Raw genomic sequence first — 21723 nt, 5'->3', positions numbered from 1 at the left:
ACTCTATGCGCAAGACCCTAACCCTCCTCGCTCCCATGGCGCTCCTCGCGGGTTGCATGTCCGGTCCCGACTATGCCGGTCCCCCGCAACTTGCGACCGCCGCAGGCAATGCGTTCGTACGGGCCGGCCCCGAAATCGATCCGTTAGCGCCGATTGCCGGCGACTGGTGGACGTTGCTCGGCGATCCGGTTCTCAATGAACTGGAGGCGCGCGCGCTGGCCGGCAATCCGGGCGTCGCCGCGGCGCGCGCTCGCATCGAACAGGCAAGGGCTGCTGTCCGCCAGGGGCGCGCCAACCGGCTACCCGCCGTGGCTGCGCAGGCGACTGCGGTCCAGGCGAATATCCCAGGGCTAGATATCGGCAGCGGCCCGCCACCGGGATCGCCCGGCCCTCCTGCTGACGACGAAGAGCAGGACAGCCTCAGCGTCTACAACGTCGGGCTCAACGCAAACTGGGAGATCGATTTCGCCGGGGGGCAGGCACGGCGTGTCGAGGCCATTAACGCTCAGGCTGCGGCCTCGGTGGCGAACGCCGAGGATGCGAAAGTCCAGCTCGCCGCCGAAGTCGCGCGGGCGTATGTGAGCCTGCGAGAAGCGCAGGGGCGGCTCGAGCTTGTCGAGCGAGAACGGGAATTGCAGCAGCAGATTCTCGAACTGACCTATCAGCGCTATACACAGGGCACTCTCCCACTGTTTCCGGTCGGTGACGCGAACGCCGAGCTCGAACTGCTCAAGTCGCAGATCGCGGAAGCTCAAGCGGACATCGATGTGTTCAAGGACACGCTCGCGGTGCTGACGGGCGAAGCGCCCGGCGCACTCGACGAGCTCCTGGCGGCTCAGGCCGAAATTCCGCTTCCCCCCGAACGGGTCGCGGTGGGCGATCCCGCAGCGCTGATAGCGCGGCGGCCGGATGTTCGAGCCGCCGAACGCATGCTGGCCGCGGCGAATGCGCGCATTGGCGTGGCAGAGGCTGCTCGTTTCCCTAAGCTTTCCTTCATGGGGATTCTCGGTTTGGGCGGATCAGAGCCGGACGACATCCTGGACCCGGGCAACTTATCGGCAATCGCTTTGCCGCGGCTGCAGTGGAACCTGCTTGACTTCGGCCGCACGGCAGCATCGATCGATCAGGCCGAGAGTGCGCGCGACGAGGCCGAAGCGCGTTATGTTGAAGTGGTCCTTGGCGCACTGCGCGACGCCGAACAATCGCTTGCCCGGTTCGGGCAACAAAGAGCCAACGTAGCCGCGCTGGCGCAGATCAGTCGACAGGCCGACACGGCTGCGGAGCTTAACGAGCAACGCCGCGCCGCGGGGGTAATCTCGCAAGGCGAACTCAACACTTCGATCCGCCAGCGCGAACAGGCCAGAGCAAATCTCGATCGGGCGATCGCCGCCATGACAAATGGCTGGATCGCGATCCAGAAGTCCTTGGGATTGGGATGGAGGGAGCCCTGAACGGTAGGCCCTAGGCTTGGGATCGAAGGGGATCACCTTAGTACGATGAGGGAGTACATTTCGATGCCCTATAGAGAGGGGAATCGCCTTAAAGCGGGCCTTCCGCACTCGGCCCAATCACGGTCGTTCGGCTTTCCGTCTGCTACGCGCTCAAAGGCAGCCGCTGCATTTCAAATTGTATGTAGCAAAAAAAGCAGCTATTCGGCCCGAACTGGCCAAGGTTGGGGTCGGGCGTTCGGATCGCCTCGCCCGCTCCATTATTTCCAAGACTTTCCCGTATTTCCGCCCTCGGGCGGCCGGCCCTAGGCAACCGGCAAGGTAACGCGATACCCGGTGCAAAGCCGCTCCTCTTTTGCTAGGCGTGGGCGACTTAACCGGGGGATTCGAATGGCTTGGGACGAAGGACTGGACACTGGAAGCGTAGCATACGGCATCGCATCAGCACCGGAGCAACGTGTGCGCGTCATAGCCGGTCCCGGCACGGGCAAGTCGTTCGCGATGAAGCGTCGGGTGGCGCGGCTTCTAGAGGAAGGTGTTTCCCCAAAGGAGCTTCTGGCTGTGACCTTCACCCGCGTTGCGGCGGAGGACCTACACCGCGAATTGCAAAAGCTCGGTGTTCCTGGGTGCGAGGAGCTCGAAGGCCAAACCCTTCACAGCCTCGCCATGCGCATCCTATCGCGCAAGCACGTCCTCGAAGCCGTGGGGCGGACGCCGCGCTCGCTCAATTCCTTCGAGGTGAAGGCCCTTGTCAGCGACATTGCGGACGCGAGCGGTGGCAAGCGCGCTGCAAACAAGATGATTCAGGGTTACACTGCTGCTTGGGCGCAGAGCCAAGGCGACGAGCCGGGCTTCGCAAAGACTGACGGGGAAAAGGAGTTTCAGGCCGCTCTTCTCGCGTGGCTCGAGTTTCACCACGGGATGCTGATTGGCGAGCTGATTCCGTACCTCGTCCGTTACCTTAAGAGCAATCCAGCGGCGGCTGAGCGGTCCGAGTTCAAGCACTTGCTTGTCGACGAGTATCAGGACCTCAACAAGGCCGAACAGACAGCGATTGCCTACCTCGGCGATGACGCGGAAATCTGCATCGTGGGCGACGATGACCAGTCGATCTACAGCTTCAAGTGTGCCCACCCTGATGGAATCAGGGAATGGAAGGACATCCACCCCGCTTGCGCCGATCTCGAGATGGCAGATTGCTACCGTTGCCCAACCACAGTGGTCGAGATGGCGAATGCCCTCATCAGCGTGAACACCAATCGCGTGCCGCGCGAGCTAACACCTCTTCCTGACAAGGGAGAGGGCGAGGTAGCCATCGTGCAAGTCCCGTACCTCCACAGCGAGGCCACATGGATCACAGCCAAGGTGAATGAGCTTCTCCAGAACGAGGTTCACCCGAGCGAGATAATCATCCTCGTCCAACGCGCGGTGGCGACAAAACCGATATTGAACGCGCTGAGAGGCGAGGGCATCCCGGCAAAGTCCTACTATGAGGAGAGCCAGCTCGATTCTCAGACGGCGCAAATGCGTTTTGCGCTGTTCAAGCTATTCCTCGACAACGAGGACCGGGTTGCGCTGCGCTACCTTCTTGGTTGGGACCGGGACGATTTCCGATGCAAGCCATACGCACGGGTGCGGCAACATTGCGAGGCCAGCGGAGATAGTCCTTGGGTTGCGATGGACAAGCTCGCGGACGAGGCGCTCGCCATCCCCTACACCAAGCCGCTGATCGCGCAGTTCAAGCTCATCAAGGAAGGCCTCAACGAGCTCGAGGCGGTGAAGGACGATCTCACAGCGTTCACTGACGCCCTGTTCCCGGACGCGGACCCTGACGTATCGGAACTGCGCCAACTCGCGCTGGCGCAGATGGAAACGGCCGAGACGCCCGAGGACCTTCTCTCCGCCATGATGAGGGAGATTACCCAGCCGGACATTCCGCCCACGGTCGAAGAGGTCCGGCTCATGAGCCTTCACAAGAGCAAGGGGCTCAGCTCGCCATACGTGTTCATTGCAGGTTGCGTGGAGGGAATCCTCCCACCTTCCTTTGATGACGCTCCCTCAAAGGAAGCGAAAGATGCGGCGCTCGAGGAGGCCCGGCGTCTATTTTATGTTGGCGTCACCCGGGTGAAGGCAGACCCCGACAATGACCGGCCGGGAAGCTTGTTCATCACATACGCCCAACAGATGCCGGCGAAGGACGCTTACGGCGCGAATGTGGCCTTCAAAACGCAATCAGGAGCGCTGGCGAACCTACTGCCAAGTCGATTCATTGGCGAGCTTGGTGCTGCGGCGCCCTCGCCGGTCAAGGGATAGCGGCGATGAGCGGTTCGCAGCTCGAAGTTGAATACGAAGGCATGGCGAACCGGCATGAGCTGTACGCAAAATACGGCATCGCAGCGGAGGCGGCTCAACTCTTCGAGACCGAATTGGGCACCTTGCTTCTGGGCCTCTCAGGATTGGAGAACGATTGGCACGTCTGGCCAGACGGAGTCGCTGCTCGAGAGGTTCTCGACAATATTGACCGGAGCACGCTCGGGCGGCTGTTAAACGATCTCAAGCGGTACATCACTATCGAAGGCGACTTGGAGGAGGGTTTCGCTTCCGCACTAAGGGCAAGAAATCAGCTAATGCACGGCTTCTTCGAGAGGCACAATTTCAAGATTCAGACTGAGGACGGCCGCAAGGTGATGATCGCGGACCTCGAACGTCTCCACGGCGAGTGCTTCGAGGCATGGCGAGCCGCGGGCAAGCTGACCACGACTATCACAACGGTGCTACGCCACGGCGCGGATAGCAAGCGCCCCAGCGCTGGCAACTGAACTCTCCGTGTGCCATTCCCATTGCGTCGAAAAACGCAATGCGAGGAATGGGATGGCGCTCGAGGGGGACGTTCGGAAACTCAGGGAATATAGGATGCAAGCGGACGGCCGGGGAGTGCCGGACGAGCATCAAGGCGTATCGAAGGACAAGATACGGCAAGTCCTCGCCCAGATAGACCTCCACGGCAACAACGACCTTGTCGATGCGGTGTTCGCCCTCCTCGATAACGAGACCTCGAGCTGGTTCTCGAAGGCACCAAAGGGTTCGACCATCGCGGACGGCGCATCGACCGCGCATCTCGCCTGCCATATCGGCATCCTCCAACGCGGCGCGCTAAAGCTCGACCGGGAGGGCCGCGACTACTGGATCAAGCCGCTACGCGATCTCGGGGGTATCGAAGCCGTCACGCTCAAGGACGGCGAATTTGTCCCCGGTCACACCAAGGCGAAGAGCCCCAACTCGTCCTACCGCCTCGAGGAGGCCTTCCAGGAAATCCTCACGGCACCGCACGGGGAGTGGCAAGAGAAACTCGAGGCTTGGTCTGCGCAGGACGCGGCCCGCGAGCGCCTCGCCTTTCAGGCCAAGATGGCCGAGGCAGCGAAGAAGGCCTCGGACACCGGACACGCGGCGCTCATTAACGACTGTGTCGAACACTACGCCCCGCGCTTCCTCGAAGGGTACGAGGTCCTTTACGTGGACGACAGCGACGGGGACCGGATAAGCGACGAGGAGCGCGCCAAGATGCAGGCCGCCGGAGCCGAGCTCACGTTGGCGGACCCGATGCCGGACATTCTCCTTTGGCATCCGGAGACCGATTGGCTTTGGGTAATCGAAGCCGTCACTAGCGATGGGGAGGTCGATGCTCACAAGGTAAGGGGGATGCAGGCATTCGCGCAGCGCTGCGGCAAGGCCGGAGTAGGCTTCACCACCGCCTATCGGACGTGGCGGGAGACGGCCGCTCGGCAGGGGAAGCAGCGCAACATCGCGGTCGAGACCTACATCTGGATACGTGAGGACCCCTCAAAGCAGCTCTTGCTCAAGGCCTAGAGGATGGCCTCGACTGCCGCATCTATGGCCTCCTGCCCAACGGGGGCAGCGCGGCCGAGGCGCTCGAGGTCCTCGAGCGAGGGGAAATGCAGATTGCGGAGGTCCGTTGCATTCACCTGCGTGTGGCCTGAAAACAGCCGGAAGTAATCGTCAACGGCAGTCGAATTCAGGAATGCGGCTAGGCCCAAGGCGATCTCGTCCGGCAACCCGGACCCGTTCCGATGGAAGAAATTCAGCTTGTTGTCGAAGGCCGCCGGGACTTCCGCATCGTAGACCGAGACGACGAGCCGCCGTTTCTCCTCCTTCGAGGAGAAGCGCTTGGCGAGAATATACCGGCCGGGCGGGACGAGCTCCCGCTCCACGCGCTGCGTTATGGCAATGGCGTTGCTCTTCTTAAAATCGGGGATAGGCCAGCGGACAACCCCGTGCCGGAGATGCGACGAATAGATCAGCGGGGCGGTGCCCTCGCCCGCGTCCTTGCGCAGCTCCTCACGCCTTCGGAAATCGACAACGCGGCCGGTCGAGACCTGCAAGTCGAGGTCGGCCAGCGTACAGGGCAACGCCTGCACCCGCTCCGCCAGCGCCGCGTCCTCGCTCGAGAGCGTCAGCCGGATAAAGCGGTGCTTATCGCCGGGTCGCACGACCTGCTCGATGGGAACCTCCCGCGCGTCTCCTCCATCAGTCTCGAGCCGGACGGTCGAGGACTGCGGCACGCCGCGGCGCAGATGGAGAATCAAGTTCTCTTGCAGGACGGCATCGTCCTTGAAGGCCTTCTTGCGCGACTCAAACACATACAACCGCTCGAGACTTGATAGCCCAAGCAGGTGCTCCCGGAAGGGTCGGTAGTACGGCCCATTGCAGAACGAGCGGGGGGTAATGGCGACGAGCTCTCCGCCAGGCCTGAGCTGGTTCAGGGCGAGCGCGACGAAAGCGGAGTAGAGGTTCACGGTCTCGATGCCCTGCGACCGCAAGGCGAGACGCCAGCGAGAGGCACTGTTGATCTTGGCATAGGGCGGATTCAAAATTGCGCAGTTGAAGTTTTCGAACGCCTCAAGGAGCGGCTCAGCAGAGTGCAGGATGTAATCGCCCTCCACAATGCGAGATGCGAATCGGACCCCCGCTTTCTCGCAAGCCGCCCGACAGTCCTCGAGGGTCTGCGCTAGCAGCTCGGTCAGGGCCGGATCGACCTCGAAAGCCGTCACCGAAATCGACCGGGCCTGCCCCTCCCGGGACAAGGCTTCGGTAACGAATGCGGCAGTCAGGGAGCCCACGCCAGCGCCAGCGTCGAGGAGGCGGACTTCCTCAGGCAAATCCCCGAACATCGCCGCCATATCGACCGCCACAGGCTCCGGGGTCAGAAATTGTCCGAGCTCGGATCGGCGTTTGCTGTCCAGCCTCGGGGAAATCTCGCGCCGGACCTTGTCCGCTCGGGATGTGATGGAATGGGTGGTCGACATGATGGCGGCTCGCGGCATGGCTTTCCCCTTCGCGCAGCTCGAATGACTAGCCTAGAGCGTCACAAAGCTAAAGAGGAACCATTCGCCTGAGGGCTTGGTTGCTTCCGACTTCAGCCATGCGGATGGGGGCTTTAGCCGAAGCATAGAAAGAGAGCGGCGCCGGAAACGGGCGCTAGGCTAGGGTGGCTGGCTTTGGTATCGAGAGCTAAGTTCAGACCTTTGGGCATCAGCGCGTTTTTCGTTGCTGAGTTTTGGCCTATGACGGGTGGAAAGCGGAAAATCTGTTTCTACGCAGCACCATGCGCGCAGCTTATGATGAGGGCGCGCCCCTTGAGACACTTGGCAAAATCACAACAAATGCTCGAGTCTTTTGAACCTTCGGTCAGGAAGAACGTCGATCATGAGTATCTCGTCCCGATAAAACTTGGTGGCCTTCGCATCTTTTTTTTCGCATGCGCGAATATTTTCGATCGCTGCCTTAAATTCCTCGTACGATTTCTTGATGGGCTCATCCCCACTTTCGTTGATATCTTCAAGCAGAACCCGTCGCACTTCCCATAAGAGTGCCGTAAAACGATCTTTCAGAGATGACCCAGCGCGATTTCCTTTCTGAGAGAATTGCTCACCGTCTGAAAATCGCCCCATCGGCGCAAATACAGGCGTACCTTCCTTTCGAGCTGCTTCAACTGCCGAATCGATCATGCCCGCACCTTCGACCTCGAATTGCAGAAGTCGCATCACGCATAGCGCGGTTGCTTTCAGGTTCGTGAAACCGAAAAACTTTTTGTGAAAGGTCGTAGTTAATGAATTGGGATCAGTCTGGCCGCTCAGAATCTTCATAAGCTCCGATGTCGGATTGTCGACGCGGGAAGCGATTTCGCGTTCAATCTCTTCGAGCCTGACAAAAACCGCGGCGTCATCGGCTAACGACGTCGATGCAACGCTCGTCTCCAGCGAAGATTTGAGTTCTTTGAGCTTGGACTTTCCCAAACTGTCGAGGAACTTTTCTTCCGCGGCCTTTCTTTCTGAACCCTCAAAATTCTGAATGGCGCAGAACCTTTCGAGCTGCGAAAAAGCCTCTTTGAAGGCGTCAACATAGGTCTTCACACGCAAAACCTCTTTGTCGTGTTGGACCACACCTTCCACTAGGAATTTCTCGTAGAAGCGGTTCCGAGCAACCACCAGCTGGACATCGTGCGCGCACCAGAGGTGACCTTGGCGGAACAAGATACGCTTGATTGCTTCTGGAGATAATGCCTTGGGGATTTCGTCGTGCGCCAAGGCCTCCACGACCTCCCAATGCCGCCCGGAAACGATCGACAAATACAGTCGTCGATCTACACGCAAAATGTCGATCAATTGATCGACATGGTTCTCCATCTCAGTTTCAGTCCATAATTTTCCGCCCCAGCCCTCGATAGTCCTTTCGATCAGGCCCTCGTCTCGATTGCGCGTGATCATTCGTTCGCATAAAATCCGGAGGTCCGTTTCGAGATCTCCTTGCTGCGGAATAAGCTCGTCCGGGATCGTGTCGAGCCGATGAGTCAGCAATCCAAAAGCAAGAACATGAACGCTCTTGATCGAAGGGTCGAACAGTCGCATCGCATACTCACCCGGTGGCGTGTCCGCGTATAGGATTTGATGAAGCTTCCATTGGTAAAAAGCTGCCGCGTCGAAGTTCCGACCATTCCTCTCAAGACCGGACACCAATGGGTCGATCAGAGACTCAAAACTTGCGTCGCGGAATCCTCTTTTCTTATTAGCCTCTTTATGGAGTTTTCTGGTCTCTTGGTCGCGAAGGGTACGCTTTTGCTTCTTCTTCTCCTTCTTGTTCCCGTACACCGCCTTTCCCTTCACAACGCTTTCCTCGCTTCATCGATCATGAGCGTTAATGTCATCCCGATCGAGTTAAGTTCGCGTGAAAGCGCCTGAGCGTCCATGATGGCCTGCAGACCGGTTCGACCTTCAGCCTGCTCTTTCTCTGCCTCCTGTAATTTCTTCTCCAACTGCCGTTCGACTTTTTCGAAGCGCACAAAAGTATCATCTATCGTGGGTCCCTGGGTCATTGCTCGCCCCCCCCAACATCGGGAATGGGTGGCTCGCGCCAATAAGTCGGATTGCCGCCGTACTTATAGATCCAGTCGAAAGCTTCGCCTCTCGTCTTGAGTTGAGGGTCGTCGATCTCGAGTAAATCTGCTAGCGTATCCATAAGGGCCTGTTGTTCGATCTTAATGTCGCGGCTTCGCCATGCCTCATCCGGACCGGTTCGGCCGCTTTCCAAGAAAGAGGACACGGTCGCGTCGTAGAGCGGCTTTCGGTACCGCCACTCGAGGATCCGGCCCCACTGCTTGAGGAATGCGGCCCTGCCGGGCTGCGACAGAAGCCGTGCCACCAGCACGACGACCGGAGCGCTCTCGTCGCGTATCAGTTCCTGACCGAGCCATCTCAACAGCAGTGCGGGATGCGCGAGCAAGCCGGTCAGGGTCTGCGCGTCGAGGTCGCCGAGACCGTGCAACCAGAGCACCGAACCAAGCTCGTATTTCTTCGCATCGCGCGATCCTGCTCCGCCTCGGCGATGGGACGCGGCTTGCGATAGCCGGCGTAGCTCGGAGATGCCCTCGCGTACTATCTCGATGTCTCCTTCCATCAGTCTTTGCGATTCACCAAGTCGCTTCAGCACGTCGGCGACCGGGTTCAGCTCGTTCGATTCGTTCGTCATGAGGGAATGGATAATCCATCTTCCCCGGTCCCTATTCCAACCTATCCCCCACGCCACGAATCCCCCTCGGTTCAGGGGATAGGTTGGAAGTCGCAAGTTCGAGGGGCGGGTAGGGATAGGTCGGAAGTGAGAGGGGGGTGGTGCGCAATAAAGTGTTTCTCGTTCGCGAAGCGACCCGAGCACCACCAACCCACCCCCCCCCCGAGAAGCAGAACAGGTCGAAGAATGCAGCTTGAGTCCCAATCATTGAAATCACGAAATGCGGCTTTGGCAGACGCTCTCCAGGCCGTCCGCTCGGCTCGCTATCGCGATACGATGGCGAGTCGGGCTGCCGCCCGGGACGACGCTACACGGGATCGGCTACATCGACGCCGCATCCGTCAGGACGAGCGGGAGCTGCAACGGCTTCGCCGACATGGCATTCGGATTAGGGTTCCCGAAAACCATCGGCCACGGCTCGGCCGGCAAACAGCAAAGAAGCTCTACCATCGCATCAAAGGGATCCTCGAAGGATCAGTCGGAACCAGCGTCGCTCGCGGTCCCGATGGAAAGTTCTCGCTGCATTTCAGTTTCGTCGCCAGGGGCCTTGGCGCGCGCGGCAAACGGATTTGGCGTTCGGGAGAGGCCGTCCGCGCAGCCCGCTACATCACACGCGAAGACGCATTGGAAGAAGAAGAGCGCGGCTGGTGGTCGAACATCGCCGACGACCGCAGCGAGTTGGTCGCTTTTTTCCGCTTACTGGAAGACGTCGAACGCCACGATCGCAAGAATGCCAATGTCTACTGTACGGAAATCATCTCGCTTCCCTACGAGATGACCGCGCAGCAGCGGCGCGAAACGGTCGATGCGATCTGCGGCTTCTTTCGCGAGCGCGGGCTTCCATTGGTTGCCGCGCTACATACGCCCGATCGTGGAGGCGATCAGCGGAACTATCATTGCCACCTCATCTACTCATTGCGACCAGCGAAGCGCCTCGAACCGTTCGAATGGTCGTTCGGACTGGCCAAGGAAGCCGACATCAATTGCCCCGACGGCATTCGCAGTCGACGCGGGGCGGTGGTGGCGACGATCAACGAGCATCTGCGTCGCGCTCGGATTGCCAAGACCTACACGCCGCTCAGCAACCGCGCCCGAGGGATGCCGTCCCCGCCGCCAAAGAATGGTCAAATCAAAACCTGGGCGATGCGGCGCCTCAAAGCCAATGAAACCCGATTAGCGCTTTTGAATCGGTTCCGATCACTTGTGGCGGACATGCGAGATAGCCTGCAGAGGCTTCACCCGCGCATCGAAGCAATATCGCGAACATTACATGATCGCTTGACGCTCGTAGCCACGACCGAAGACCGAGCAACCAGCGCTTCACATGCCCGATTGAACTCGTGCCAAGAGCATCTTTCGAACAAACTGGCGGGAATGGAGCGATCGATCCGTTCATCGGAGCTCAGACGACGTCTAAGTGTAGCGTCGGCTAGGACACTCTCCAGCCTCTTAAAAATGAAGGACGAGGTCCGATCGGAGAATGCGCGCCCCTTCGGTCCTGAAGGTCGCCTGACGACACGCCGGGTCAGGGTCGAAGCCCTCCTCCAACACCTCTCGGCGAGATTGACGTCATTCGAAGATCGAATGCGAGCTGGTGCATCGGCGACATCTCCGCGCAGCGGAGATCAGGGTAACCCCGTAGACACCGCTAATTCCATGCTGAAGGTGCGTCTGAATGCTATCAAGGAACGAGTAAGATCCTCGATAGCAGAGGCCCTTGGACGGCTGGAGGTTGCCCAATCGCGCAGTCGGGAAGTTCTAGACCTCTATTCCTCTTCAGTCGCAGCAAGCCGCCGGAGGCCGGTCCGATCGACGGTTACCGCCAAGATGCTCGACGAGGTCCAAAACCCTCCATCGGCGCTGTCGGAGAATTTTGCCTCGCCAAGGCCCGCTCCGACGATAGAACCGGTCGGAGCCGCTCAGCCTGTCGACCTCGACATGAGAGATCGACAACAGCGCCTTCGCGCGCATTTGCGAGTCAGGTCCGCTGGTTCGTCGGATCCTGACGCGACCACATCGACGGCACCCGGCAAGACTCAAATGATGAGGGCACGTCCGAGACCGATGGGCAGCGTCGACGTGCGATCAAATCCCATGGGAGAGAATGACCGTCCCGCGTCAGCCACCAAGCAGGTAGAAAGTTCGGCTCCGCAATCGGAAGAGCAGCCTAAAGAATCGCTGTCAACGCCACGGCGGGCCGATGCTGAGCTAAAAAATGCCGGGCCGGCGAATAGCGAGGCTGATGCCGGCCAAGAATTCGCGAGAGAACCCGAACGTCGTCAGACCGAGGTATCGAAGGAGACCAAGGGAACGCCCCCGATTCCACCTTCGAGCGAGCCTTCATCGTCGGCTGACGAGGATTTCGAGAGGCTGCGCCGGCTACAGGAGATGATGAACCAGCAAAGAGGAAGGTGAAGGTGCGCGCCACTGGCGCGTAAATGGAATGGAAAGGAGGGAGCAAGCTTCCTTCGGAATGAAAAACAGAGGGAAGCGATCAACGAACACGGAGCTTCCCGATGAACAATAACCCTCTCTTCAAACCCTCAATCGTCAGCGAGCGCATGAGCTCTTTGATGCTTTGCCTGATCGAGCAGGCTCGAGGCTACACGATCGGGCGCGGCCTTCCCGCCGGCGCCCTCTATCTTCCCGACATTCACTTGGTGATTGCGACGACGCCGTGTCTTCCGCCGGCCTTCGATCGAGCCATGCAATTTGTTGGGTCGAAAGGCGGCATCGACGTCCTTCTCGCGCATCACGGCTTCTTCCCCGAGGTGCTCGATGACGTCATCTTCAGCGTCTACTCGACAGACAACGACGCGACAACGCGTCACCGGCTCTTCATCGATCGAAAGCACCGCACCTGGCTTGTCGGTCGCCATCCGGGCCGTCATTTTCTTCTGAACCGCACAGGGTTGCAACTCTCGGACATCCCGCCGTTTGCGTCGGACGACGAGCGGAGCGATGGCCTTTGCCGTGCAGCGAAGCTGATCGCCAATCTGACCTTCGGGCGAAAGGTCGCCTGATGGCTCGTATGATCAAGGCGCCGCCGGGCCTAGACTACGATCCTGTAATGGGCGCGCACCCCAATCTGTCGTTCGGAGTCGCAAGAGCCGAAGGCACGAATGGCCTCAACGCCACGCGGTTCGTCGCGAAGCGCCTCTTCCCGGTGTCGGCACCGAAAGACTGGGCAGCACCGTGGCCCTTGCCTTCATGCTATCGGCACGACGTCCTGCTGCCGGTTGGGGCGAGTGACGATTTTGATACGGCGCGGCGCCTCGTCGAAGCCTACGACGACCAGAGCTTCGGGGAGGTCAAGGATCTCGTCATCATCGTGACCTTGCGGTTCCCGGAAGTCGACGAGCCAGGCGATCCCATCCAACTTCATAGCGCATGGGAGACAGGACGCGCATTCGGGATGACACTCGTGAGAACATATGGCGCACCGGCGATTGCTGTCATGCACGTGCCGGCTCGGGCCTCGCGCCCGGGCGTACCTCATGTTCACCTCATGTTGCTCGCACGGCAACTCCTGCCGTCAGGCTTCGGGAAGTTCCTTCGACCGCTCCTTGCCGACGAGGGTAGGGACTTGGTCGATAGCCATTGGTCGGAACACCTGAGCCAATCGACTTGACCAAACTGTCGCGTCCAAGCCTTGGCGTGACGCACGAAATTCTCACCATTCCAAGAGGTTGAACCCTCCAGGGGATAGGTTGGAAACTGGACTCCCCGAATCGTGCGACAAGCTCCGCATGAGCAATCGGGATGGAGAAACGAAAGGAGATTGTGGCGGTCGGCGCGTGGTCGACCTGCTTCCCGAAAGCTTTGCCTGTGGAGCCGCTGAATTAGAGCTCGTCGACAGACTTCTGGGAAGAGAATTGCATGAACTGTTCGAGAGGAAACGAGAATGAGTGGTGATACCCGCCCGAAGGTTTGCGCCTACGCACGCGTATCGACGGGACGGCAGGCAGATAACGACCTGTCCATCCCGGATCAGATCGCACGTGTGGAAAAGTGGTGCGAGGCGAACAACGCTGAACTCGTGGCAACGAGGATCGATGCGGGTGCGTCGGCGACCGATGACAATCGTCCCGAATTCCAGCGGATGATCGTGGCGGCGACTTCCGACGAGAAGCCCTACGATATCATTGTCGCATATTCGCTATCGCGGATGTTTCGCAACGCGGTTCACTTTATGCAGTATCGAGCGGAGCTTCGCCGCGCACAGGTGCGAATCGTCTCGATCACGCAGGAATTCGGTGACGACGAAGCGTCGGACCTCGCGATGGGAATGCTCGCCCTGTTTGACGAATACCAGTCACTCGAAACGGCGAAGCATACGCAACGAGCGATGCTGAAGAACGCCGAGCTGGGCTTCTGGAACGGACAGACCCCGCCGCTTGGATATCGAACATACGAGGCGGAAAAGCGCGGCAGCAAGATCAAGAAGAAGCTCGAAGTATTTGAAGACGAAGCATTCATCGTGCGGAAGATCTTCTGCCTCTATCTCAACGGTCCGCCCGGCGAACTGCCGCTGGGCATCACACGTCTCGCAGCCTGGCTTAACGACAACGGCTACAAGCATCGCGGTAAGAAATTTCATTTGTCGAACGTACAGAAGATACTGCGGAATACGGCCTACGTTGGAGTCGCCTTCTACAATAAGCGCGATTCCAAGCTGGGTGTGACACGACCCAAGGAGGAGTGGATCCCAATCCCGGTTCCACCGATCGTATCGGAAGAGGACTTTCAAACGGTTCAGGCGCGCCTTTTCCAACAACGACCCGCAATGACCCCGGCGCGAGTCACAACGACCAGCAATCTTCTCATCGGACTGGCGAAGTGCGGGTGTGAGGGCGACGGCTGCGGCGGCGGCATGACCTTATCGACCGGCAAAGGCGGTCGATATCGATATTACGCTTGTTCAAACAGGGCCCGTGCTGGCGGAACGGCATGCAAGGGCAACCGCATTTCGATGCCTAAATTGGATGAAGCGGTTCTCGACGCAATCGAGGCTCGGCTTCTCCAGCCCGACCGCTTGAGGGCTCTTCTTGCGGGATGGCTCGACCACTCCGATAAAGCCATCTCCGACCGGCGCGAAACCTTGAAGTCGCTGCGCGCTCGCAAAACCCACCTTGAAGCTGGCCTCGAGCGGTTGCTCGATCTTGTGGCCGACGGTCATTTTTCATCGAGCGACGCCATCTTTGCGAAAAAGCATGGCGATCTCTCGTCCCAACTCGCTCAAGTGAAGACAGACATCGTGCTGCTGGAACGGCAACTGGCCAGTTCGGACCGAAGAGTCACTCGTGAACGGATTGAGCAATTCGCCGAGCTGCTTCGGGACAAGCTGCGGGGTGACGACCCTGCCATGCGACAAGCCTATGCACGAATGATCGTCGAACGCGTCGAAGTGGGCTCGAACATTATAAGGATTAAAGGAGGCACGAACGATATCGCCCGTGGCGTCGGTCGGGTGGGCACCATGCAAAAAGGCACAGTGCCCACCTTCGAACGTAAATGGCGCGCCCGGAAGGATTCGAACCTTCGACCTCAGGATTAGAAGTCCCGCGCTCTATCCAACTGAGCTACGGACGCGTTGGGAGTTGCCGATAACCGAATTGGTCCGTGGTGGCGAGGATTAGCCGACGGTTTCGAGCAGCCCTTCGAACAGGCGTCTGCCGTCGGTGTTTCCGTGCGCGGCTTCGAAGGCGCGTTCGGGGTGGGGCATCATGCCGAGCACGTTGCCGTTGGCGTTGACGATCCCCGCGATGCTGCGCGCCGAGCCATTGACATTGTCGGCGTAGCGAAAGGCGACGCGACCATCGCCTTCGATGCGGTCGAGCGTCGCTTCGTCGGCCTGATAGTTGCCGTCGTGGTGCGCGACCGGGATGCGGATCCGTTCACCCTCGGCATAACCGCGCGTGAAGGGAGTCGCGACGTTCTCGACGGTCAGTTCGGCGGTCCGGCAGATGAAGTGAAGCCCGGCGTTGCGCATCAGCGCGCCCGGAAGGAGCTGGGCTTCGGTGAGAAGTTGGAAGCCGTTGCAGATGCCGATGGTCGGGACGCCGCGATCCGCCGCTTCGGCGACCGCGCGCATGATGGGGCTACGCGCCGCCATCGCGCCCGAGCGAAGATAGTCGCCGTAGGAAAAGCCGCCCGGAAGCCCGATCAGATCGACGCCGTCGGGAAGCGAGGTCTCGCGGTGCCACACTCGCGTCGGCGGCGTGCCCGTCGCCTGTGCGAAGGCGACCTCGAGATCGCGATCGCAGTTGGAACCGGGAAAGACGATCAGCGCCGATTTCATAGGATCTCAATCGCGTAATTCTCGATGACCGTATTGGCGAGCAGCTGTTCGCACATCGCCGCGATGCGATCCTCGTCCGTGCCGTCGGCGAGGTCGAGCATGATGACCTTGCCGACGCGAACGTCTTCGACGCCCTCGAACCCCAGACCGCCGAGCGCATGATGCACCGCCTTGCCCTGCGGGTCGAGAACGCCGGGTTTCAGGGTGATGGTGACGCGTGCTTTCATGGCGCTGCCTTCGGATCGGAATTGATGCGCCGTCCGCTATACGAAGCCCGTGCGCGGAGCAAGTTTCCTGCCGCATCTTCTCCGCGCGGTGCGCGGGGCTGGCGGAAAGGGCTGACAGCGCGGCGCACCATGCGCTAGGCGGGCGCGATGCTGGACCTGCCGCCCTATGCCGAATTGCTGCGCCTGTCGGCGAGAATCGAGGACGGGCGGTTGGTGTTCACCATGCCGTTCCACGAGGATGTGACGGGTCGACCCGGCTATCTCCACGGCGGGACCATCGCCGCGCTGCTGGAGTTCGCCGCTTTCGGGACGTTGCGGCAGCGGCTGGAAGACGAGGCGGTGCGCATCAAGCCGGTAACGGTGACGACCGATTTCATGCGCGGCGGGCGGGCGCGGGACACGGTCGCCGACGCGGTGATCGAACGGCTCGGAAGGCGGATTGCCAATGTCGATGCTTTCGCATGGCAGGACCGGCGCGAGGAGCCGATCGCGAGCGCGCGGATGACGTTCCTTCTGGAGCGCTAGCGGCCCGCCACGCGAAGGGCATGGAAGTTGGGGCTTCCGAACAGTTCGTCGACGACCGCCTGCCGCTTCATGTAGAATCCGATGTCATGTTCGTCGGTCATGCCGATGCCGCCGTGCATCTGGATGGCTTCCTGCACCGCGAGGCGCGAGACGCTGCCCGCCTTGGCCTTGGCGACCGACACGAACAGCGAAGCGCGATCCGATTCCTCGTCCATCAGCTGCGCGGCCTTGAGCGTGACGGCGCGGGCGATCTCGACCTCGCCCCACAGGTGCGCGGCGCGATGCTGGAGCGCCTGGAAGCGACCGATTTCCTGTCCGAACTGCTTGCGCTGTTTCAGATAGTCGTTGGTCATGGCGAAGGCACCCGCGGCCACGCCCGTCAGTTCGGAAGCGGCACCTGCGCGCCCGGCCGAGAGAGCGCGTTCGAGGACGGAAAAACCGCCGTCGACCTCGCCCACCACCGCATCGGCATCGACTTCGACCCCGTCGAGAGTGAGCCGGGCGGCCTTGCTATGATCGGTCATTTCGAGGTTTTCGATATCGAGGCCCTTGGCGTCGGGGGCGACGGCGAAGAGCGTGATGCCGTCTTCCTCCCCCACGCTGCCGGCGGTGCGGGCGGCGATGAGGATGAGGTCGGCGCTGGCGCCATGCACCACGAACTGCTTGGCGCCCGACAGGCTGAAGCCGTTGCCCGAACGCTTCGCTTCGAGGGCGATGGCCGCCGGGTCATGATGTACGCCTTCGTCGATGGCGAGCGCGGCGACGGTGTCGCCGGACAGGATGCCGGGGAAATGCGCGTCGGCGTGGGCGGTGCCTTCCAGCGCGCGGACCGCCGCTACGGCGGTCGTGAGGAAGGGGGAGGGGGTGAGATTTCGCCCTACTTCCTCGAGCACGACATTGGCCTCGACCTGGCCGAGGCCGCTACCGCCCTGATCTTCGGGAATGAGGATACCGGTCAGTCCGAGTTCGGCGAACTGTTTCCAAAGGACATGCCCGAAGCCGTCCTTGCAATCCTTATCGCGCCAGTGGCGAAGCTGTTTTCCGATCGCCCCGTCGTCCGCCATGAAGGGGCGGACCGTGTCCTGGAGCATGATCTGGTCGTCGTTCAACTTCAGCATGTCAGGCTCCCGGAAGGCCAAGGATGTGCTTGGCAACGATACCGAGCTGAATTTCGCTGGTGCCGCCTTCGATCGAGTTGGCCTTGGTTCGCAGCCACTCGCGTGGCTTCTTACCCTCCCGGCTGCGTTCCGACGACCATTCGAGGGCGTCCGACCCGCCGCCCTGCATGACCAATTCATGGCGGCGCTTGTTCAGCTCGGTCCCGGCATATTTCATCATGCTGGGTTCGGCGGGATGCGCCTCGCCCGCTTTGAGCTTGTCGATGAAGGCTTCGCTCATCGCCTGGAAGGCGAGCGCGTCGACGTCGAAGCGCACGAGATCGGCGGCGAGGATCGGGTCAGGATCGGAGATGGCCTCGGACAGCATCGAGCTGCCGGCACCGCCGCCCAGCCCCATGCCCGAGATCATCTCGCGCTCGTGGCCGAGGAGATATTTGGCGACGGTCCAGCCTTCGTTCTCGTTGTGAACGAGTTGGTCCTTGGGGACCTTCACGTCGTCGAAGAAAGTTTCGCAGAAGGGAGAATAGCCGCTGATCAGACGGATGGGCTTGGTCGACACGCCCTCCGATTCCATGTCGAAGAGCAGGAAGCTGATGCCGCCGTGCTTCGATTCCTTCGACGTACGAACGAGGCAGAAGATCCAGTCGGACTGATCGGCGTAGCTCGTCCAGACCTTCTGGCCGTTGACGAGATAATGGTCGCCCTTGTCCTCCGCGCTGGTGCGCAGGCCCGCGAGGTCGCTTCCGGCGCCGGGTTCGGAATAGCCCTGGCACCAGCGGATCTCGCCCCGCGCGATTTCGGGCAGGAAGCGTTTCTTCTGTTCTTCGGTCCCGAATTTCAGGAGTGCCGGGCCGAGCATCGAGATGCCGAAGCTGGAAAGCGGGGTGCGCACGCCCATCTTCCTCATCTCGCGCTTGAGGATCTTCGCTTCCTCAGGAGACAGGCCGCCGCCGCCATATTCGCTGGGCCAGTCGGGGACGGTCCAGCCGCGACCGGCCGCTGCGTCCAGCCAGGAGCGCTGGTCATCCGACAATTGCTGCTTGCGCCCGCCCCAGACGAGGTCCTTTTCGCTGGTCGCGGGGGTGCGCATGGAATCGGGCACATGTTCGTCGAGCCAATTCCGTACGTCGCGCGCAAAACTCTCCAGGTCGGCCATGCCCTTGTCCTTTACCAAAGCGTCAATTAGCTCCCGTTTTGAAGCGCAACCGATGATTGCGCAACCGGAAGAGCGGCGGGAGAGCAGCAAAATGGATTTCGACCTTACGGAAAAGCAGGCGCATTTTCGTGGTCGCGTGCGCGAATTCATCAACGAGCATGTTCGCCCGCGAGTCGCCGATTATCACGCACAGATCGCGGACGGCGACCGCTGGCAGCCGGTGCAGGTGATCGAGGATCTGAAGCCCAAGGCTCGCGAAGCGGGGCTGTGGAACCTGTTCATGCCGCCGGGCGGTGCGTTGTCGCATGTCGACGAGAGCTTCGAATTCGAAGGCGAGCAGCTCACCAACCTCGAATATGCCCTGTGCGCCGAGGAGATGGGGCGGATCAGCTGGTCGAGCGAGGTGTTCAACTGCTCCGCGCCCGACACGGGCAACATGGAAGTGCTGCACCGCTACGGCACCCGCGCGCACAAGGATCGCTGGCTCGATCCGCTGATGAAGGGTAAGATTCGATCGGCCTTCCTGATGACCGAGCCGGGTGTCGCCTCGTCCGACGCGACCAATATCGAATGTTCGATCACCCGTGATGGCGACGACTATGTCATCGACGGACGCAAGTGGTGGTCGTCGGGGGCGGGCGATCCGCGCGCCAAGCTGGCGATCGTGATGGGCAAGACCAATCCCGACGAGCATCGCTACAAGCAGCAGTCGATGATCCTGATGCCGCTCGACGCCGAGGGCGTGGAGATCAAGCGACCGCTCAGCGTCTATGGTTATGACGATGCGCCGCACGGGCACATGGACATCGTGTTGAACAAGGTGCGCGTACCGGCGGAGAATCTGTTGCTGGGCGAAGGCCGCGGGTTCGAGATCGCGCAGGGTCGGCTCGGGCCGGGACGCATCCACCATTGCATGCGCACCATCGGCGCGGCGGAAGAGGCGCTGGAACTGATGGTCAAGCGGCTCAACAGCCGCGAGGCGTTCGGCAAGCGGATCGCGGAACATAGCGTCTGGGAACAGCGCGTCGCCGATGCGCGGATCGAGATCGACTGCACGCGCCTGTTATGCCTCAAGGCCGCGGACATGATGGACCGCGTCGGCAACAAGGAGGCCAAGGCCGAGATCGCGATGATCAAGGTAAAGGCACCGACGATGGCGTTGAAGGTCATCGACGATGCCGTTCAGGCGTTCGGCGGAGCGGGCGTCAGCCAGGACACGCCGCTCGCAGGGATGTGGGCGGGCATCCGCACGCTGCGTCTCGCAGACGGTCCGGACGAGGTTCACGCGCGCAGCATCGCCCGAATGGAATATGCCAAGCATGCGGAGATCAGCCGATGACCGATCCCTTCGACCTTTCGGGCAAGACCGCCATCGTCACCGGGTCCAGCCGCGGCATCGGCAAGGCGATCGCGGAGAGCCTCGCGCAGCGCGGCGCCAATGTCGTCATCTCGAGCCGGACGCAGGAAACCTGCGAGGAAGTCGCCGCGGGGATCAACGACGCGCCCGGCGGCAACGCCATCGCGGTCGCGGCGAACATCTCCGACAAGGCGGCGCTCCAGTCGCTTGTCGACCAGGCCAAGGGCGCATTCGGACAGATCGACATCCTCGTCTGCAATGCCGCGTCCAACCCCTATTTCGGGCCGATGGGCGGGATCAGCGACGAGCAGTTCGAGAAGATTCTGCAGAACAATGTCATCAGCAACCATTGGCTGATCCAGATGGTCGCGCCGGGCATGCTGGAGCGCGAGGACGGCTCGATCGTCATCGTCTCCTCGATCGGCGGCATGACGGCCAGCACCACGATCGGTGCCTATAACGTGTCGAAGGCGGCGGACTTCCAGCTGGCACGCAACCTCGCGGCGGAATTCGGGCCGAAGAAGGTTCGCGTGAACTGCATCGCCCCGGGTCTCATCCGTACCGATTTCGCCAAGGCGCTGTGGGAAAATCCCGACCTGCTCAAGAAGATTACCCGTCACATGCCATTGCAGCGCATCGGCGAGCCCGAGGAGATTGCGGGCGCCGCGGTGTTCCTCGCTTCGCCCGCGTCGAGTTACATGACCGGGCAGAGCATCGTGGTCGATGGCGGATCGACCGTGGGGGCGGGGCTTTGAGCCAGCGCCTCGAGGGCAAGGTCGCGATCGTCACGGGGGCCGGATCGGGTATCGGGCGCGCGACGGTCGAATTGTTCCGGGGCGAAGGCGCCACGGTCGTCGGCGCCGACCTCAGGAATGCCGATGTCGAGGTCGACGCGGGGTCGGAAGACGGTATCAAACAGCTCGTCCAGGAAACGGTCGAGCGGCACGGGCGGCTCGACGTGATGTTCGCCAATGCGGGCGTATCGGGCGGTTTTGACGGAATCTTCGACCAGGACGAGAAGATCTGGGCGGAGATCCTGCGCGTCAATCTGATCGGCCCGGCGATGGCGATCAAATATGCGGCGCCCGCGATGAAGGCCGGCGGCGGCGGGTCGATCATCGCGACCGCCAGCGTCGCCGGGCTTCGATCGGGCGCGGGCGGACCGGCCTATACGGCGTCGAAGGCGGGAGTCATCAACCTCGTCAAGATCGGCGCGCAGCAGCTCACCGGCTCGGGGGTGCGGGTCAATGCGATCTGCCCGGGCCTGATCGAAACGGGGATGACCAAGCCGATCTACGACTATGTCCGCGACAAGGGCGTCGAGAAGCATATCGGCCAGCTCAATCCCCTTCAGCGCGGGGGCGAACCGGAAGAGATTGCCGCCGCCGCGCTGTTCCTCGCCTCCGACGAGGCATCCTACGTCAACGGCCATGCGTTGGTGGTCGACGGCGGGCTTTCGAGCTCGCACCCCTTCACCCGGCAGGCCTACGGCCGCACCGCCAGCTGATT

21 protein-coding genes, 1 tRNA gene and 1 pseudogene are annotated in these 21723 nt (G+C 61.1%); 13 read left to right on the top strand and 10 right to left on the bottom strand.

Annotation, left to right across the window (positions count from 1 at the left end; all coding sequences use genetic code 11):
• The first annotated feature begins 5 nt into the window (after positions 1-5).
• From WJT74_RS07905 to WJT74_RS07890, 4 genes are all read left to right on the top strand, one after another.
• Positions 6-1451, top strand: a complete 1446-nt coding sequence (locus WJT74_RS07905) for an efflux transporter outer membrane subunit (protein WP_432215217.1) — start codon at positions 6-8, stop codon at positions 1449-1451.
• Positions 1452-1838: 387 nt separating this feature from the next.
• Positions 1839-3761: an ATP-dependent helicase gene (locus WJT74_RS07900; protein WP_343343455.1), complete on the top strand. Its 1923-nt coding sequence runs from the start codon at positions 1839-1841 to the stop codon at positions 3759-3761.
• Between the two features lie 5 nt (positions 3762-3766).
• Complete coding sequence (locus WJT74_RS07895; RefSeq protein WP_343343453.1) at positions 3767-4267, top strand: hypothetical protein; 501 nt, start codon at positions 3767-3769, stop codon at positions 4265-4267.
• A gap of 94 nt (positions 4268-4361) precedes the next feature.
• Positions 4362-5315, top strand: coding sequence for a BsuBI/PstI family type II restriction endonuclease (locus WJT74_RS07890; protein WP_343343451.1), 954 nt, complete (start codon positions 4362-4364; stop codon positions 5313-5315).
• Here the strand turns inward: WJT74_RS07890 and WJT74_RS07885 are convergent.
• The 4 genes from WJT74_RS07885 to WJT74_RS07870 form a co-directional block, all read right to left on the bottom strand.
• A complete protein-coding gene (locus tag WJT74_RS07885; RefSeq protein ID WP_343343450.1) occupies positions 5312-6790 on the bottom strand; it encodes an Eco57I restriction-modification methylase domain-containing protein in 1479 nt (492 codons plus the stop codon). The two genes, WJT74_RS07890 and WJT74_RS07885, sit on opposite strands and share 4 nt — an antisense overlap.
• 330 nt (positions 6791-7120) lie before the next feature.
• Positions 7121-8629 (bottom strand): hypothetical protein, encoded by a 1509-nt coding sequence (locus WJT74_RS07880; protein ID WP_343343448.1) that lies wholly within the window; start codon positions 8627-8629, stop codon positions 7121-7123.
• Positions 8626-8838 carry a hypothetical protein gene (locus tag WJT74_RS07875; protein WP_343343446.1) on the bottom strand — a complete coding sequence of 71 codons (213 nt, stop codon included), beginning with the start codon at positions 8836-8838 and terminating at the stop codon, positions 8626-8628. The genes WJT74_RS07880 and WJT74_RS07875 overlap by 4 nt, the downstream gene beginning before the upstream one ends.
• Complete coding sequence (locus WJT74_RS07870) at positions 8835-9491, bottom strand: hypothetical protein (protein WP_343343444.1); 657 nt, start codon at positions 9489-9491, stop codon at positions 8835-8837. The genes WJT74_RS07875 and WJT74_RS07870 overlap by 4 nt, the downstream gene beginning before the upstream one ends.
• A gap of 225 nt (positions 9492-9716) precedes the next feature.
• Between WJT74_RS07870 and WJT74_RS07865 the strand changes: the two genes are divergently transcribed.
• The 4 genes and pseudogenes from WJT74_RS07865 to WJT74_RS12240 form a co-directional block, all read left to right on the top strand.
• Complete coding sequence (locus tag WJT74_RS07865) at positions 9717-11945, top strand: hypothetical protein (RefSeq protein WP_343343442.1); 2229 nt, start codon at positions 9717-9719, stop codon at positions 11943-11945.
• A 245-nt stretch (positions 11946-12190) separates the two neighbouring features.
• Positions 12191-12553: a hypothetical protein gene (locus tag WJT74_RS07860; protein ID WP_343343440.1), complete on the top strand. Its 363-nt coding sequence runs from the start codon at positions 12191-12193 to the stop codon at positions 12551-12553.
• On the top strand, positions 12553-13161 hold the full coding sequence (locus tag WJT74_RS07855) for a hypothetical protein (RefSeq protein ID WP_343343438.1): 609 nt from the start codon (positions 12553-12555) through the stop codon (positions 13159-13161). The genes WJT74_RS07860 and WJT74_RS07855 overlap by 1 nt, the downstream gene beginning before the upstream one ends.
• Before the next feature lie 273 nt (positions 13162-13434).
• Positions 13435-13836, top strand: a pseudogene (locus WJT74_RS12240) (recombinase family protein); the annotation flags it as partial.
• A gap of 9 nt (positions 13837-13845) precedes the next feature.
• On the opposite strand, the gene WJT74_RS07850 reads toward WJT74_RS12240, so the two are convergent.
• Positions 13846-14130, bottom strand: coding sequence for a hypothetical protein (locus WJT74_RS07850; protein WP_343343436.1), 285 nt, complete (start codon positions 14128-14130; stop codon positions 13846-13848).
• Between WJT74_RS07850 and WJT74_RS12235 the strand changes: the two genes are divergently transcribed.
• Positions 14011-15087 carry a recombinase family protein gene (locus WJT74_RS12235; protein ID WP_432215238.1) on the top strand — a complete coding sequence of 359 codons (1077 nt, stop codon included), beginning with the start codon at positions 14011-14013 and terminating at the stop codon, positions 15085-15087. The genes WJT74_RS07850 and WJT74_RS12235 overlap by 120 nt on opposite strands.
• Here WJT74_RS12235 and WJT74_RS07840 read toward each other — a convergent pair.
• The 3 genes from WJT74_RS07840 to purS form a co-directional block, all read right to left on the bottom strand.
• Positions 15046-15122, bottom strand: a tRNA-Arg gene (locus WJT74_RS07840). The genes WJT74_RS12235 and WJT74_RS07840 overlap by 42 nt on opposite strands.
• Before the next feature lie 43 nt (positions 15123-15165).
• On the bottom strand, positions 15166-15831 hold the full coding sequence (gene purQ, locus WJT74_RS07835; protein WP_343343433.1) for a phosphoribosylformylglycinamidine synthase subunit PurQ: 666 nt from the start codon (positions 15829-15831) through the stop codon (positions 15166-15168).
• Positions 15828-16058: a phosphoribosylformylglycinamidine synthase subunit PurS gene (purS, locus tag WJT74_RS07830; protein ID WP_343343431.1), complete on the bottom strand. Its 231-nt coding sequence runs from the start codon at positions 16056-16058 to the stop codon at positions 15828-15830. Before purS ends, purQ begins: the two co-directional genes overlap by 4 nt.
• A 147-nt stretch (positions 16059-16205) precedes the next feature.
• On the opposite strand from purS, the gene WJT74_RS07825 reads away from it, so the two are divergent.
• On the top strand, positions 16206-16583 hold the full coding sequence (locus tag WJT74_RS07825; protein ID WP_343343428.1) for a PaaI family thioesterase: 378 nt from the start codon (positions 16206-16208) through the stop codon (positions 16581-16583).
• On the opposite strand, the gene WJT74_RS07820 is transcribed toward WJT74_RS07825, so the two are convergent.
• Entirely contained in the window at positions 16580-17701 is a 1122-nt protein-coding gene (locus tag WJT74_RS07820) for an acyl-CoA dehydrogenase family protein (RefSeq protein WP_343343426.1), read from the bottom strand. The genes WJT74_RS07825 and WJT74_RS07820 overlap by 4 nt on opposite strands.
• Position 17702: 1 nt before the next feature.
• A complete protein-coding gene (locus WJT74_RS07815) occupies positions 17703-18857 on the bottom strand; it encodes an acyl-CoA dehydrogenase family protein (RefSeq protein ID WP_343343424.1) in 1155 nt (384 codons plus the stop codon).
• A gap of 91 nt (positions 18858-18948) precedes the next feature.
• Between WJT74_RS07815 and WJT74_RS07810 the strand changes: the two genes are divergently transcribed.
• Genes WJT74_RS07810 through WJT74_RS07800 form a run of 3 tightly spaced genes read left to right on the top strand, consistent with a single transcriptional unit; the run spans position 18949 to position 21721 of the window.
• Positions 18949-20196 (top strand): acyl-CoA dehydrogenase family protein, encoded by a 1248-nt coding sequence (locus tag WJT74_RS07810; RefSeq protein WP_343343422.1) that lies wholly within the window; start codon positions 18949-18951, stop codon positions 20194-20196.
• Entirely contained in the window at positions 20193-20969 is a 777-nt protein-coding gene (locus tag WJT74_RS07805) for an SDR family NAD(P)-dependent oxidoreductase (protein ID WP_343343420.1), read from the top strand. Before WJT74_RS07810 ends, WJT74_RS07805 begins: the two co-directional genes overlap by 4 nt.
• Positions 20966-21721 (top strand): SDR family NAD(P)-dependent oxidoreductase, encoded by a 756-nt coding sequence (locus tag WJT74_RS07800; protein WP_343343419.1) that lies wholly within the window; start codon positions 20966-20968, stop codon positions 21719-21721. The genes WJT74_RS07805 and WJT74_RS07800 overlap by 4 nt, the downstream gene beginning before the upstream one ends.
• Positions 21722-21723: the final 2 nt, after the last annotated feature.

It is taken from the genome of Sphingomicrobium sp. XHP0239 (genome assembly GCF_039555325.1).
Lineage (GTDB): Bacteria > Pseudomonadota > Alphaproteobacteria > Sphingomonadales > Sphingomonadaceae > Sphingomicrobium > Sphingomicrobium maritimum.
This window is presented reverse-complemented; position numbering and strand designations above follow the sequence as displayed.

Coding starts and splice junctions, on each gene's coding strand:
- WJT74_RS07890 (WP_343343451.1), top strand. CDS start 4,362: ATGCAAGCGGACGGCCGGGGAGTGCCGGACGAGCATCAAGGCGTATCG.
- purS (WP_343343431.1), bottom strand. CDS start 16,058: ATGAAAGCACGCGTCACCATCACCCTGAAACCCGGCGTTCTCGACCCG.
- WJT74_RS07885 (WP_343343450.1), bottom strand. CDS start 6,790: ATGCCGCGAGCCGCCATCATGTCGACCACCCATTCCATCACATCCCGA.
- purQ (WP_343343433.1), bottom strand. CDS start 15,831: ATGAAATCGGCGCTGATCGTCTTTCCCGGTTCCAACTGCGATCGCGAT.
- WJT74_RS07855 (WP_343343438.1), top strand. CDS start 12,553: ATGGCTCGTATGATCAAGGCGCCGCCGGGCCTAGACTACGATCCTGTA.
- WJT74_RS07810 (WP_343343422.1), top strand. CDS start 18,949: ATGGATTTCGACCTTACGGAAAAGCAGGCGCATTTTCGTGGTCGCGTG.
- WJT74_RS07875 (WP_343343446.1), bottom strand. CDS start 8,838: ATGACCCAGGGACCCACGATAGATGATACTTTTGTGCGCTTCGAAAAA.
- WJT74_RS07805 (WP_343343420.1), top strand. CDS start 20,193: ATGACCGATCCCTTCGACCTTTCGGGCAAGACCGCCATCGTCACCGGG.
- WJT74_RS07815 (WP_343343424.1), bottom strand. CDS start 18,857: ATGGCCGACCTGGAGAGTTTTGCGCGCGACGTACGGAATTGGCTCGAC.
- WJT74_RS07905 (WP_432215217.1), top strand. CDS start 6: ATGCGCAAGACCCTAACCCTCCTCGCTCCCATGGCGCTCCTCGCGGGT.
- WJT74_RS07820 (WP_343343426.1), bottom strand. CDS start 17,701: ATGCTGAAGTTGAACGACGACCAGATCATGCTCCAGGACACGGTCCGC.
- WJT74_RS07825 (WP_343343428.1), top strand. CDS start 16,206: ATGCTGGACCTGCCGCCCTATGCCGAATTGCTGCGCCTGTCGGCGAGA.
- WJT74_RS07870 (WP_343343444.1), bottom strand. CDS start 9,491: ATGACGAACGAATCGAACGAGCTGAACCCGGTCGCCGACGTGCTGAAG.
- WJT74_RS07850 (WP_343343436.1), bottom strand. CDS start 14,130: ATGAAATTTCTTACCGCGATGCTTGTAGCCGTTGTCGTTAAGCCAGGC.
- WJT74_RS07895 (WP_343343453.1), top strand. CDS start 3,767: ATGAGCGGTTCGCAGCTCGAAGTTGAATACGAAGGCATGGCGAACCGG.
- WJT74_RS07865 (WP_343343442.1), top strand. CDS start 9,717: ATGCAGCTTGAGTCCCAATCATTGAAATCACGAAATGCGGCTTTGGCA.
- WJT74_RS07900 (WP_343343455.1), top strand. CDS start 1,839: ATGGCTTGGGACGAAGGACTGGACACTGGAAGCGTAGCATACGGCATC.